This window comes from Paraburkholderia caribensis (assembly GCF_002902945.1).
Lineage (GTDB): Bacteria > Pseudomonadota > Gammaproteobacteria > Burkholderiales > Burkholderiaceae > Paraburkholderia > Paraburkholderia caribensis.
In genome coordinates, this window is record NZ_CP026103.1 from 1,799,273 (window position 1) to 1,811,483 (window position 12,211).

14 protein-coding genes are annotated in these 12,211 nt (G+C 61.2%); 3 read left to right on the top strand and 11 right to left on the bottom strand.

What is annotated here, in order from left to right; genetic code table 11:
- Window positions 1–110 precede the first annotated feature (110 nt).
- The 3 genes from C2L66_RS37725 to C2L66_RS37735 form a co-directional block, all read right to left on the bottom strand.
- Window positions 111–1,067, bottom strand: coding sequence for a threonine/serine dehydratase (locus C2L66_RS37725; protein WP_060609210.1), 957 nt, complete (start codon window positions 1,065–1,067; stop codon window positions 111–113).
- Between the two features lie 11 nt (window positions 1,068–1,078).
- A complete protein-coding gene (locus tag C2L66_RS37730; protein WP_060609213.1) occupies window positions 1,079–2,218 on the bottom strand; it encodes a succinylglutamate desuccinylase/aspartoacylase family protein in 1,140 nt (379 codons plus the stop codon).
- A 163-nt stretch (window positions 2,219–2,381) separates the two neighbouring features.
- Complete coding sequence (locus C2L66_RS37735) at window positions 2,382–3,020, bottom strand: LysE family translocator (RefSeq protein WP_060609216.1); 639 nt, start codon at window positions 3,018–3,020, stop codon at window positions 2,382–2,384.
- A gap of 107 nt (window positions 3,021–3,127) precedes the next feature.
- Between C2L66_RS37735 and C2L66_RS37740 the strand changes: the two genes are divergently transcribed.
- The gene (locus C2L66_RS37740; protein WP_054931220.1) at window positions 3,128–3,979 is read left to right on the top strand and encodes a LysR substrate-binding domain-containing protein; all 852 of its coding nucleotides are present in this window, start codon (window positions 3,128–3,130) and stop codon (window positions 3,977–3,979) included.
- A gap of 16 nt (window positions 3,980–3,995) precedes the next feature.
- Here C2L66_RS37740 and C2L66_RS37745 read toward each other — a convergent pair whose 3' ends face one another.
- The gene (locus tag C2L66_RS37745) at window positions 3,996–4,574 is read right to left on the bottom strand and encodes an NnrU family protein (RefSeq protein WP_060609219.1); all 579 of its coding nucleotides are present in this window, start codon (window positions 4,572–4,574) and stop codon (window positions 3,996–3,998) included.
- A 219-nt stretch (window positions 4,575–4,793) separates the two neighbouring features.
- Between C2L66_RS37745 and C2L66_RS37750 the strand changes: the two genes are divergently transcribed.
- Both C2L66_RS37750 and C2L66_RS37755 read left to right on the top strand, forming a co-directional pair.
- Window positions 4,794–5,387 carry a DUF1007 family protein gene (locus C2L66_RS37750; protein ID WP_060609221.1) on the top strand — a complete coding sequence of 198 codons (594 nt, stop codon included), beginning with the start codon at window positions 4,794–4,796 and terminating at the stop codon, window positions 5,385–5,387.
- Entirely contained in the window at window positions 5,381–6,508 is a 1,128-nt protein-coding gene (locus C2L66_RS37755) for a nickel/cobalt transporter (RefSeq protein WP_060609224.1), read from the top strand. Before C2L66_RS37750 ends, C2L66_RS37755 begins: the two co-directional genes overlap by 7 nt.
- Window positions 6,509–6,528: 20 nt before the next feature.
- Here the strand turns inward: C2L66_RS37755 and C2L66_RS37760 are convergent, their stop codons facing one another.
- From C2L66_RS37760 to C2L66_RS37785, 7 genes are all read right to left on the bottom strand, one after another.
- Window positions 6,529–7,254, bottom strand: coding sequence for a GGDEF domain-containing protein (locus C2L66_RS37760; RefSeq protein WP_054931224.1), 726 nt, complete (start codon window positions 7,252–7,254; stop codon window positions 6,529–6,531).
- 1 nt (window position 7,255) lies between these two features.
- Window positions 7,256–7,651 carry a DUF1987 domain-containing protein gene (locus tag C2L66_RS37765; protein WP_054931225.1) on the bottom strand — a complete coding sequence of 132 codons (396 nt, stop codon included), beginning with the start codon at window positions 7,649–7,651 and terminating at the stop codon, window positions 7,256–7,258.
- 18 nt (window positions 7,652–7,669) lie between these two features.
- Window positions 7,670–8,233, bottom strand: coding sequence for a SiaB family protein kinase (locus tag C2L66_RS37770; protein ID WP_054931226.1), 564 nt, complete (start codon window positions 8,231–8,233; stop codon window positions 7,670–7,672).
- Window positions 8,234–8,235: 2 nt separating this feature from the next.
- Window positions 8,236–9,477, bottom strand: a complete 1,242-nt coding sequence (locus tag C2L66_RS37775; protein WP_176056920.1) for a SpoIIE family protein phosphatase — start codon at window positions 9,475–9,477, stop codon at window positions 8,236–8,238.
- A gap of 391 nt (window positions 9,478–9,868) precedes the next feature.
- Window positions 9,869–10,588, bottom strand: coding sequence for a Gfo/Idh/MocA family oxidoreductase (locus C2L66_RS41515; protein WP_208459763.1), 720 nt, complete (start codon window positions 10,586–10,588; stop codon window positions 9,869–9,871).
- A complete protein-coding gene (locus tag C2L66_RS41520) occupies window positions 10,576–10,983 on the bottom strand; it encodes a Gfo/Idh/MocA family protein (protein WP_208459762.1) in 408 nt (135 codons plus the stop codon). The genes C2L66_RS41515 and C2L66_RS41520 overlap by 13 nt, the downstream gene beginning before the upstream one ends.
- Window positions 10,984–11,034: 51 nt before the next feature.
- Window positions 11,035–12,147, bottom strand: a complete 1,113-nt coding sequence (locus C2L66_RS37785; protein WP_060609230.1) for a porin — start codon at window positions 12,145–12,147, stop codon at window positions 11,035–11,037.
- Window positions 12,148–12,211: the final 64 nt, after the last annotated feature.

Below are 12,211 nucleotides of genomic sequence, written 5' to 3' on the forward strand. Positions count from 1 at the left end.
GCGCAGTTTTCATCCTGGGGACACGACCGCGCCGTGTTAAGCGATTCGCCAATACTCACCGAAGGTCGCTTCGTAACCGGTAACGCCGATCAAGCGCACGGCATATCGGTTCACTGCACGGCAGCGACGAACTTGTCGAGCATGATGTTCCGCCCGCACAGCACCACGGCAACTGCCCGACCACGGTATGCAGGCGCGACTTGCAAGAAGCTGGCAAGCGCGACGCCTGCGGCTCCTTCCACCATCCAGCGGTCCGTCTGCGCGAGCCGTTTCATCGCCGACCTGATTTCATCTTCGCTGACCAGCACGCAACGATCGATCACCCGTTGCGCGATTGGCAAGGTAATCGTGTCTGGCTCCACCCCGCCCGCCGTGCCGTCCGAAATCGTGTCCGTCTCCTCGACATCGATCACCTTGCCTGCCTGAATGCAGCGATAGAGCGTCGTCGCGTTCGCGGGCCAGCATCCCACTACGTCCGTACCCGCGCCCGACGCCTTGATTGCCGAGCCGATGCCGGAAATCAGCCCGCCGCCGCCCACCGAAGCGAACACGGCGGCAAGACCGGGCAGTTGCTCGTTCAGTTCGACGCCGACGGTCCCCTGCCCGGCAATCACATCGATGTCGTTGTAGGGCGAGACGAACGGCAACCCTGCGTCTTTTGCGCGCCGCGCCGCTTCCAGCTCCACCTCCAGCGTGGATGCGTCGATGGTCACGACAGATGCGCCGAGCGCGCGTATCGCGTTCAGCTTGACGGGCGAAGCGGACACCGAAGCATAGACGGTCACGGGCACGCCCGCGAGCTTGCCCGCGAGCGCGACGCCCTGCCCGTGATTGCCCGTCGATACCGTCGCGACGCCGCGACGTCGAACGTCGGCATCGAGCAGCCGCAACTTGTTCGACGCGCCGCGAAACTTGAACGACCCGGTATGCTGCAGATGCTCGCACTTCAGATAGACGTCGCACCCCGTCTGCTCCGACAGCAGCGCGCTGTGTTCCAGCGGCGTCACGCGCACTTGCGGACGGAGCGCCCGATGCGCGTCGAGAATGCGTTCGTAGAGGTCATCCATCGTCAGGCCCTTTAGAAATCGTTCAACAGATTGCCAGCCTTGCGGCCCGGCAGCGGCACGATGCCGGCGAGCAGCGCAATGCGCTGCCCCGCTTTCACGAGCTTGAAATGCTGTGCAACGACGAAGAGGCCGTCGACATCGCTGAGCACGACGTCGCGCGGCGCATCTGGCAGCGCATCGATACGCACGATCTCCGCGATCGCATCTCCGCGCGCAACGGCATCGCCCGGTTGCTTCCGATACACGACAATACCCGTGGACGGCGCACTCACATGCGAAACGCCTTCAAGAGGATAGACGCGCGGCTCGACTTCGCCATCCGTAGCGCGTTCGTCGTAGTCGATGATCGACTCGGCTGCGAGAAAGCGCAGGATGCCCTGCGCGTCCGCGATGGCAAGCTCGTCGCTGACGTCGCCCTGGCCCCGCAACTCGATGGACGCGCCGAAGCCGCTGTGCTCCGCATCGACGAGACCCGCCGACGACAACACGTTCCAGGGCTCCATGAACGCCTCATCGAACGGTCCGCCGCCCGCGCGGTCTTCGAGAAACACAGCCTCGATGCGCAGCGCTTTTGCGAGGCGCAGCGCGCGCGCTTGTTGCACGCGAGTGCTGTACATATGCAGGATGCCGCTCGTATCGCAATGCAGATCGAGCAGGATGTCATGCCGCAACGCTTCGCGCAGCAGATGCGACTTCATGGCCCGGACAGGATCGCGCGGTTCGTGCGCTGCCAGCAGCCTGTCGAACAGCGACTTGAAGGGCGCGACCTCGTTGCGCTCGAAACGAATTTCACCCAGCGCCTGTTCGACTGCGCCCGCAATCGACGGAAAGTGACGGTTGAAGTTTTCGCCGTTCTCGAGATTGAAGCGCCCCGTCGGCATGCCGAAAATGCGCTGGCTCATCCCGATCGGGTTTGCAAATGGCAACACGACCACGCGCCCTTTGACGCGCGCGTCTTTATCGAGCGCCGTCAGCATGCGCAGCAGATGATGGACGACGAGCAGGCCAGGATGCTCATCGGCATGTAGCCCCGCCTGGATATAGGCGCTGCGTGGTGTCTCGCCTGATCCGTCGAATGTGTAGCTGATCAGCTGATGCGCCGCGCCGGGCGCAACCTGAGGCAGGTCCGTCGTCTCTTTGCGTACCGTCACGTCGATCTCACCCCTTTCAAAGGTTGGTCGAAACGTCCACGTTCACCGCTGGAGACTATCAAGTCTCATATGGACAATCACGTCCATAATAGACCACCTACGATTTATTTATCAAGCGCGACCCGTCGGAAGAGTAGTCCGGGCCACTCGTGGCGCAGAGACATCACGCGGACAGATTCCAGTGCCACGCATCCAGCGCCATTTTCGTGCCGAGCGCGAAAAGCATCGCGCCCATCACGCAGCGTTGCGCGACGAGCCAAGTCGGCCGTGTCGAAAGAAACCTGGCGAGATTGCCCGAGAACGTCGCGACGGCCGTATTGACGGAAGCGAACGCGAAGATCAACGAAAAGCCCAGCGTCAGCGACTGCCCGAACACGCCACCCGCCCGATAGTCGATGAACTGCGGCAGTAACGACAGAAAGATGAGTGCAAGCTTCGGGTTCAGCAGACTCGTCGTCGCGCCCATCGCGAACAGGCGGCGCGGCCTTTCGATCGACGCCGCCTCGATCTGCAACGGCGAGCGCCCACCCGGCCTGAGCATCTGCCACGCCAGATAAAGCAGGTAGAGCGCGCCAGATACGGCGAGCACGCGGCCCGCGCCGGGTATCGCAAGAAACAGCGTGGTGATCCCGAACGCCGCGCCGAACATATACGTCAGATAGCCGAGCATCACACCCGCCAGCGAGATCAGCCCCGCCTTCGTGCCCTGCGAGACCGAACGCATCATCACATAGACCATGTTGGGACCGGGCGTCACGGCCAGCATGCCACCCACCGTCATGAATTCGACCATCGTTCTCATGCGCTACCTCGTCACGTCCGTGATGCCTATCGCGATTGCAGTATCGGAGTGCACGAAAGCTAAGTAAAACGATTTAAACTGAATGAATTATTCAATTTTTCTGACTGATGAAAAAACTCGATCTCGACGTGCTGGAAATGGTCGTCGCCGTGGCCGACACCGGCTCGTTTGCTCGCGCCGCGACGTCCCTGCATCGCACGCCTTCCGCTGTCAGCATGCAGATCAAGACTATCGAAGAAGCGCTCGGCAAGCCGCTCTTCGTGCGGACGACGCGCAACGTCGCCCTGACCGAGGAAGGCAGGACGCTGATCGATTACGGCCGGCGCATGCTGGCGATGCGCGAAGAAGCGTGGTCGTCGGTGGTGCGCCCGGAAATACGCGGGCGCGTGACGATCGGCGTTCCCGACGACTACGCGTCGTCGCTGCTGCCAACCGTGTTGCGCAAATTCGCGGTCGCGCATCCGCGCGTGCAGGTTCGCGTGCTCGGCATGCCGAGCAGCGCGCTCGTTCCCCTGCTCAAGGACAACACGCTCGATCTGGCGTGCATCACGAAGACGCGAGGCGTCACAGGCGCGCCGATACGTTCGGAGCCCATGGTGTGGGCCGCCGCGCGTGGCAACCAGCAGATATGGAAAGAGCGCCCGCTGCCCATCGCCGTGTTTGCGCCCGGCAGCACGGCGCGCGCGCATGCGATCGGCGCGCTGCAGCAGGCCAACATCAAATACCGGATGTCGTATGAAAGCCCTAGTCTGCTAGGGCTGATCTGCATGGTCGAAGCAGGTCTCGCCGTCGCGCCGCTCGCGCGATGCAGCGTTCCGGCGCATCTGGCGCAACTTGGGGAAGCCGAAGACTTGCCGCCGCTGGGCGCACTCGAAGTCGTTCTTGCTCGTAGCGCGCGTTCGGCCCGGCCGCCGTGCGACTTTCTCGCCGAGCAGATGTTGGCCGATCTGAGACCGTAAGTCTTTCCGTCGCGCTTCAGGCGAAAGGCTTTACGCCGATCAGCCAGCCGTGCAAGAAGAACGCGAACGCAACCCAGATGATGACACCCGCAACGACGGGCACGACATCGCCCGACAGTCGCCCTTTCGGATACACCACGCCTTCCGCACGATCCCGTCGAAGCGCAGCAGCCATATCGAAGACCGCCCAAACGAAAAACGCGCCGAACAGCACCAGCGCGTTCAAGGTCCCGTTCGCCAGCAGATGCGCCAACGCCCATAAAACGACCGCCAAGGTCATCGGATGCCTGAAGATGGCCTTGAAGTGGTTGCCGGGTGCATGCGCAGCGGGAAACAGAATGAACGCGGCAAGCGTCAACAGGCCTGCGAGATGCGGCGCCCATGCGGGCGGCGACCAGAGCACGACCGGCTCGCGCCGCGCGATGCCATAGCCCCAGATAATCAGCACGAAGCCGACCAGCGACACCACCGAATACGCCGCCTTCCATTTCTTCTCGCCCATCCGGGCGATGCGCGCCTTGCGCCAATCTTCCGCGAAGATGCGGACGGAATGCCCGCCCAGGAATAGCAGCAACCCCAAGATCAGTATCGACATGACGGCTCCTCATGACAGACATCGACGGATGGCGACGGTTGTCACGCATGATGGCACGCCATGCCCATTTCGTGGTGCGGCAGGCGCCCCATCATTGCTCATGCGACAATGACGCGCTTTCTCGCGCTATCGCCTTACTCCTGAAAGAAAGCAACGGCATGCTCGATCGTGCTTCGAGACTTGCCGGCGTGTCATCGTAGAATTTAACAATCAAAAGCGATGTTGAATCTTTCTGTCATCAGGCGGCTCATCGGCGTCGCCCTGTTCGTCGTATCCGGGATAGCTGCCGCGCATCCGCACGTATGGATACGGTTTTCGGCGCGTGTGCAAATGCAAGGCACGTCCGTGATTTCGATAGCGCAAACGTGGCGCTTTTCAGAAGGCTTTCCGGTTCAGCTCGTCGGTATCGATACCTTGCCCGACAATGGGCCGCTCGACGCCAGGCAGACCGCGATCTTCCGCGAACAGGCATTTTCATCGCTGGCGGGCGCTCAGTACTTCAATCATCTTTTCGTCGACGGCGAGGCGCAACACCTGGCGGAACCCGCAGGTTTTCGCGTATCGGTGGACCATGGCAAGCTCGTCTACACCTTCACGTTGGCGCTGAAAAAACCAGTCGACGTGAGCACGCACAAGGTTTCACTCGGCATCTGGGACGATTCGTTCTTCGTCGATTACGAACCCGACGGCGCAAACGCGGTGACGATAGACGGACACGCCGCGTCCAGCTGCGCAGCGAAACCCTTTCAGGACCGCGCGCATCCGATCTTCAACGGCATCGTCGTGCCGCAAGCGACAGCAATATCATGCTGACAGTCGAACGCGCAGTCCTGCATATCCTGTTTGCGTTTTGCGTTGCAGTCGCAAGTCTTGCGCTCGCGGCGCCGTCGCATGCAGCATCGGCCGCCGTCGATGTTTTCGGCCGGCCCGTTCAATCGGCGTCGTCACCGGCGCAAAGCGCGAGCCCAACGCGCGCGCCATCTGCCAGCGAGACCCGTCACACTGTCGTACTGCCCGAGTTCGCACGCACGGCGCTGGCGACATCGATCATCTGGCAAGGCAGGCTCAACGCGCGCATCGCCGACGCCGCGCAACAACTGCACCGCACGTCCACGCCCTGGACATGGCTCACGTTGATCGGCCTCGCATTCCTTTACGGCGTGCTGCATGCGCTCGGTCCAGGACACGGCAAGCTGGTCGCCGGCACCTGGCTCGGCTCGCGCGACACGCGCATCGCGCAGGCCGTCGCGCTGGCGAGCTGGAGCGCAACCGTCCAGGCGATGAGCGCGATCGTGCTCGTGTTCGGCGCGGTGTGGTTTGCGAAGGCAGGCGTCTCGAGCGTGCTGTCGAACGCGGCATCGCTCGATATCGTCAGCTATGTTCTGCTTTGTGTCGCGGGCGGCTGGACGATCTACGGCACCCTCGCGCGCCGCGACTGCTGCGTCGACACACGCGCACTGAAGCTCGTGCCCGCTGAGCGCCAGGCGGCCGCGTCGCCGACGTCCGAACACGAACCCGCTTATCTCGGCACGAAACTGCAACTGCACATGCGGCAATCCGGCGGCGCAACGCGATTCGGGACATCGAAATTTTCAGCGACGTCCCAGATCCTTGCGACCGGGTTTGCATCGGGCGTGCGGCCGTGCGTCGGGTCGATCTTCGTGCTGATCGCATCGGTTGCAGCGCACGCGCCGTGGATAGGCATCGCGGCGACGTTTGCCATCGGCGGGGGCGTGGCAGTGACCGTTAGCCTCTTCGGCCTGAGCGCCGTGGGCGCGAACCGGTTCATCATGGCGCGCAGTTTTCGTCTTCGCGCGCGGATCGAAACGACCAGGCGCGTTGTCGCCATCACGGGCGCACTCGTTATCGTACTGTTCGGCGCCGTGCAAGCTGCGCTTATTCTGAGCGGCTACGTGCAACCTGCATTGACGTAACAGAAGAACACGCCGGCGCTTTACGGACTCGCAAATTCCACCCGGTTTCGCCCGCCGCGCTTGGCGCGATAGAGCGCGGCGTCCGCGAGGCCATACGCGGTGTCGAAACTGGTGCCCGCAGGGTTCGCACTGACGCCGAAGCTGGCCGTGATGTGACGGTCCACGGGCGACGCAAAGACATGCTTGCCGATCGCCTCACGCATGTTCTCGGCTAGCCGAAGCGCATCGTCCACTTCATGTCCCGGAAGCAACACGGTGAATTCTTCGCCGCCCACGCGCCCGATAAAGCCCCGCTCGCCGACGATTCGCCGCAAGCACGCAACGATACCCATGATCACGGCATCGCCCGCCGGGTGGCCGAAATCGTCGTTGACCCGCTTGAACTCGTCGATATCGAGAATGATCATGACCGCGCTGTCACGACGCAAGACCTTCGACGCCCGCTCGATCACCGCGCTGCGGTTGAACACACCCGTTAGCGCGTCGTGCGTCGCGCGATGCGCCAATTGCTGGGCAAGCGCCTGCATCTCGCGTTCTGCGCGATCGCTACGGCCGATCAGGCGCCGCGTCTCGCGCATCAGACGCTCGAAATGCCCGATGAGCTCGCCTAGCGACTGGCGATAATCGTCCGCATCCGCAGCCGCCGTTGCGTGGATCGCACGTGCCTTCTCGAGCGCCTCGTTCTCATTCTGGAACAGATCCGGCGCATCGCTTGCGGGCGCATCCACTGAGGAAATGCGCGGCACCTTATTGTCCCTGGTGAGCGACTGGGCGATCGGTGAATTCGATCGCGTGGAAATCGGCCTTCAGCTCTTCGCCGAACTCGAAAATGGTTTCGTCTTCTTCGTCGCGATACCAGTTCATCAGCACGCGGCTGCCGGATTGCGCGGCTTCGTCCAGTGCATCGAACACGCTGAACAGCATTTTCGTGCTGGAGCTATTGAAGTAGGTCAGAACGACGTCGACGGTAATCACCGCGCCGGCCGACTCCGCGAGGTACTGACGCAACTGTTCGATGATCGGCGCGTAGAACGCCGCTGCATTCTCTGGGTACGACTCGCCCCTGAGCAGCAGCGAATGCTGGTCGAATCGAAAGTCGACTTCCGGAGAGGTCGCCGTTGCGGCAATGTAGAGATTGTCCATAGCTCGTGCGCCTTTTACTCAGATGATGGCTTTGAGACAAAACAGCGTGGTTCCGGGTTCGTCGGCACGCGGATGAAAAGCGAATTCAAGCGGCGCGCTTGCGTCGCGCGCCATCGTCAGGAAACCCAGACCCGCGCCCTTGCTTTCCTCGGGCGTGTCGGCCCTCAATGTGATCTTGTAGGCCTGCTTGATCTCTTCAACCGACATGCTGCGCAGCGGCTCCAGCTTGTTGCGCAAACCGTCGACATCTTCCGCTGCAATGGGATTGACGCACATCATCAGATGTCTTTCGCCGTCGGTGGTGATGCACACCGCGCCTTCGCGAATGGAGCCGCCGCCGTCGTTGCCGGGCTGCAGGGAATCGGACGAATAGTGGACGATGTTCTGCGACAACTCGACAAACGACGAGAACAGCTTGCGTCGCGTGGGCCCGCTCACGCCCGCGATTTCCAGTTGCAGTTTCACGACCTCGCCCATGGCGGCTACGATGTTATGAGAGAAATAACCCTTGTGATAGAAGAGGACGTTTCGCCGCTGCGCCAGATCGAAAAAGGCGCTGTCTTGATCGAGTAGTGGAGACATGCTTATTGGTCGGTAATGCGGGCACAAAACAGGGTGAGGTCATCGCGGCGTGGTTGCGCGCCTTGCCAATCGGCAAGCGCCTGCCGCAGTTTTTCGCAGATTGCCGACGGTGCTTCGGCACGGTTCGCGAGAATCAGGTCTAACGCGCGGCGGCGTCCAAAGGCGATATTCTTCGGGCCGCCAATCTGGTCGATGAGACCGTCCGTGCAAATGAACAGCAGGCTGCCGGGCGGCACTGCAATCTTGCGCAGCTTCCATTCGTAGTCGGCAAGACTGTCGACATAGCCGACACCCATCCGGTCGCCCGCAATCGTTTCGAAGTGGTCGGCCTGAGGCGCGAGAATATGCAAAGCGATCCTCGCGCCGGCGAAATGCAGCTGGCTTTCCCTTGCATCGAACCAGAAGAATGCAGCGTCGAGGCCGTCATCGGATTGCGACACTTCGGCCGCGCTGTGCACCTGGCCCAGCAAGCTCTTCACGTTGCGGTTGACTGCCGCAAGCAAGGCAGCGGGGTCGCGCGGTCCGATCTGTTCGAGCGCCTGCGACAGCGATGCCGATGCGAGCAGCGTCATGAATGCGCCCGGCACGCCGTGACCGGTGCAGTCGGCTGCGGCACCGAACCAGCCATGCGGGAACGCAGCAAAATGATAGAAGTCGCCGCCGACCACATCGCGCGGCTCCCATACGAGCACCGCATCGGAAAGCCTCTCGGCCAGCGTGTCCCGCGACGCACGCAGCATCGCGCGCTGGATCACGCTCGCGTACTCGATGCTCTGCATGATCTGCCGGTTTCTTTCCGCCTGCATTTCGGCTACTGCGCCCAGAAGCTGAAGTCCGCTTCCAAGCCCTGCAAAGTAGCCGTCGCGCGTCACGATAAAACCGTCCACCAGCGCCTTTTCGCCGACTTCGACGGTCTTGAAGGTAAGCGCTTCAATGCTCATGTCGGCGTCGACGACGAGCGGTTCCTTGTCCATGAACGCGATGCAGCTCTTCTTGTCGTAAAGCTCGCGGTGGAAAGGCTTGCTCATTTGCGACAGGAAGATATCGCGATTGATCAGCCCGATGGGCCGATTACCTTCGATCACAGCGAGACTCTTCATGTCGTGACGTGAAGAGAAAATCTCCATGACTACCGAGTTCGGATCTTCTGCGTCGACGGATGGAACCTGCTGACACAGGTCGCCGGCAGAGTGAGGTTCTCCCTGTGCGGACGGACGGCGTAACCGTGAAAACGCGGGATGCATGGCGAGGCGAGCCAGTCGGTGAAGAAACCCTGCACGCTAATATTTCTCTGTGTACTTTGCGTGACAGTGAGTCGTTTCTTTAGACAATAAATAGAAAGTCTGTTCGCCTTCTCTATTCACTTTTCCGATTGAGATTCGAAAAGAACTACTCTTTAGCGATATTCACTGCAATACGTGTGCGTGCAAACGTTTGCTATTCTGGAAAACGAAATGCGGTTGACGTACTGCCGTTTTGCGTAACACCAACAGACTTGAAGCCGTTCTTTTACACACGACATATTCATTGCACTCAATACATCGCAAACGATTGCCTGATGCGAACTGTACCGGATTACTTCAGAAAAAAGAATGACACTCCTGAAGAAATACAAATCAGGAGTGTCCAGTGCGATTAGCGAAGCATCAACCCGTCGATCTCCACAACCCGCGTCTCCCTGATCGACTGCTCTGCCGCCAGGCCGATCACGACAGCCTTCAAGCCATCCTCCACCGACACCTTGACGGGCGAGCCTTCCAGAACGGACTGCTGAAAACCGAGATGTTCGAAATACGTCGAACCATGATGCGCGCCAAGGCTAAGCAGACGCTCATCGACCTCGACCGTTCGCCGCACCGGCCCCTTCGGATCACGCGGACTCACCACCACTTCCGCCTGACGCTCGCCGCGCCCCGGCCAATGCTTGCCCGAACCCGGCACGAAGCACTCGACCTTGCCCTTGTCACCGACTGCCGAAAACTCTTCCTGCCAATACGCGCCGTCCGCGAACATGCAAAGATCGAGACTCGCCCGACGCCCGCTCCTGAACTCGACGATCACGTATGCGTTATCGATCATGTCGGGCACCTTGCCGTCATAGCGCTCGTCACGATGATTCACGTCGGCGGCGCCGGACGCGAACACGCGCACTGCTTCGTCGTCGACGATCAGCCGCATCAGGTCGAAGAAATGGCAGCACTTCTCGACCAGCGTTCCGCCCGTACGCTCCGCGAAGCGATTCCAGTTGCCGACCTTGCTCAAAAACGGATGACGATGCTCCCGAATCGAGAACATTTTCAGTTCGCCGATCTTCCCGTTATTGATCTCGTCGACCATGGCCGTCAGCGGCGGCATGTAACGGTGTACTCCATGCCCACCCATAGCGGCGCGCGATGACCCGCTGCCGCCTCCGCCAGATGCCGGCAATCCTCGATCGTCGTGCAGATCGGCTTTTCGATCAGCGTCGGGTACGCCGTCGGTGCACTGAGAATGTCTTCGAGAACGGCGCGGTGCGTATCGTTCGGCGTCGCGACGACGAGCACGTCACAGGCCTTGCTCTTGAGCAGATCGCGATGATCGGCAAACGTGTGGACCTCGCGCCCCACGGTCTTCGTCGCCGACGCAATCGACTCCGCATGCGGATCTGCCAGCGCGGTGACGATCGCGTTCGGCAACAGCGCGATATTGCGAAGATGCTCCTGTCCCATCATGCCGGCGCCGATTACGCCGTATCTCAAAGGCTCAGTCATGGAATCTCCTTCAGAGGAAAAGCGTGTGCGAGCGCGCACACGCAGGGGTGGTCAGAACGACGTGCGCAGGCCCACCGTCACCGCCCATGGATCGAAGCCCGGCGTCACCGTCGCGTAAGTGGAATTGAGGAGCGCGAAGCCCTGGCTCGAATGGCTGTTGTTCGTGATCATCGACGCGTAGCCATACAGCTGCGTGCGCTTTGACAGGAAGTACACGTAGCCCGCGTTGTACGCCAGGGCGCGCGCGTCGGCGTTCTCGATGCGTCGCGCGACGCCCAGTTCGATATCGCCAGGCCCGGCCGGAATCTTTGCATTGACGAGAAACGCCGATGCAAACCAGTTGGTCGCGTCGGTGCGTTTCGAATAGATATAGTTCGCGCCGATGAAATTGCCGCTATAGCCGTAAGTCGCCGCAAACACATGTGTCAACTGCGACGAAGCCGTCAAGGTGCTCGTGTTCGCGTAGTACTGGTAGTGGTTGAAGCCGTAACCAAGCATCATGCCGAAGCGCTGATACATTATGTTCGCGCCGATATTCCGGCCGTCGGCGGTTTGACCCGACGCGTTTTGCGCGCCGAACGAGTAACCGATCTCGCTGGTCAGGCCGTTGAAGTTCGGCGTGCGATAGCGCACCGCATTCGGATAGAAGCCGCCCGTGCCCGACTTGCCGAGCGTCACCGTATGTTCGAGCGACATGATCGCGGCGGGATTCGACAGGCCATAGGTCGCGACGTCCGAAGCCAGAAACACCCAGTAGATGGGCAAATACATGAAGCCCGCGTCGACGCTGCCGTACTTCGCGCTAGACAGACCGACGGACGCGCCGCGATTGAACATCGTCGCGCCGCCGCCTACGCCCGTATAAGTATTGAAGCCCGTTTCGAGCTGGAAGTTCGCGCGATAGCCGCCGCCCAGATCTTCACTGCCGCGAAAGCCGAAGCGCGACGCCTGCAGGTTGCCGCTTGCCGCCATCGCCGTCGCGCTGACGGTGTCGTTGAACTTGCCGTATTGAACGGCCGCATCGACGATGCCGTACAGCGTGAGCGTCGATTGCGCCCAGGCCGTCGAATGCGCGGCTGCCGCCAGCGCTGCAACCGCCACGCCATTTCGCAGGCACGAGCGCGCCCACGCGCCCTGTTTCAGGCACTTTTTCGTGTGAAGCATCAGAAAGTCTCCAGATTCCTTTGGTTTTAGTGGTTCTTCTAGTGATGCGCGCGAGCGCGCCGCC

Bases quoted from the DNA above. Each gene is read 5' to 3' on its own strand.
- C2L66_RS37725 (WP_060609210.1), bottom strand. From the start codon at position 1,067: ATGGATGACCTCTACGAACGCATTCTCGACGCGCATCGGGCGCTCCGT.
- C2L66_RS37735 (WP_060609216.1), bottom strand. From the start codon at position 3,020: ATGAGAACGATGGTCGAATTCATGACGGTGGGTGGCATGCTGGCCGTG.
- C2L66_RS37740 (WP_054931220.1), top strand. From the start codon at position 3,128: ATGAAAAAACTCGATCTCGACGTGCTGGAAATGGTCGTCGCCGTGGCC.
- C2L66_RS37745 (WP_060609219.1), bottom strand. From the start codon at position 4,574: ATGTCGATACTGATCTTGGGGTTGCTGCTATTCCTGGGCGGGCATTCC.
- C2L66_RS37750 (WP_060609221.1), top strand. From the start codon at position 4,794: ATGTTGAATCTTTCTGTCATCAGGCGGCTCATCGGCGTCGCCCTGTTC.
- C2L66_RS37755 (WP_060609224.1), top strand. From the start codon at position 5,381: ATGCTGACAGTCGAACGCGCAGTCCTGCATATCCTGTTTGCGTTTTGC.
- C2L66_RS37765 (WP_054931225.1), bottom strand. From the start codon at position 7,651: ATGGACAATCTCTACATTGCCGCAACGGCGACCTCTCCGGAAGTCGAC.
- C2L66_RS37770 (WP_054931226.1), bottom strand. From the start codon at position 8,233: ATGTCTCCACTACTCGATCAAGACAGCGCCTTTTTCGATCTGGCGCAG.
- C2L66_RS37775 (WP_176056920.1), bottom strand. From the start codon at position 9,477: ATGCATCCCGCGTTTTCACGGTTACGCCGTCCGTCCGCACAGGGAGAA.
- C2L66_RS41515 (WP_208459763.1), bottom strand. From the start codon at position 10,588: ATGCCGCCGCTGACGGCCATGGTCGACGAGATCAATAACGGGAAGATC.
- C2L66_RS41520 (WP_208459762.1), bottom strand. From the start codon at position 10,983: ATGACTGAGCCTTTGAGATACGGCGTAATCGGCGCCGGCATGATGGGA.
- C2L66_RS37785 (WP_060609230.1), bottom strand. From the start codon at position 12,147: ATGCTTCACACGAAAAAGTGCCTGAAACAGGGCGCGTGGGCGCGCTCG.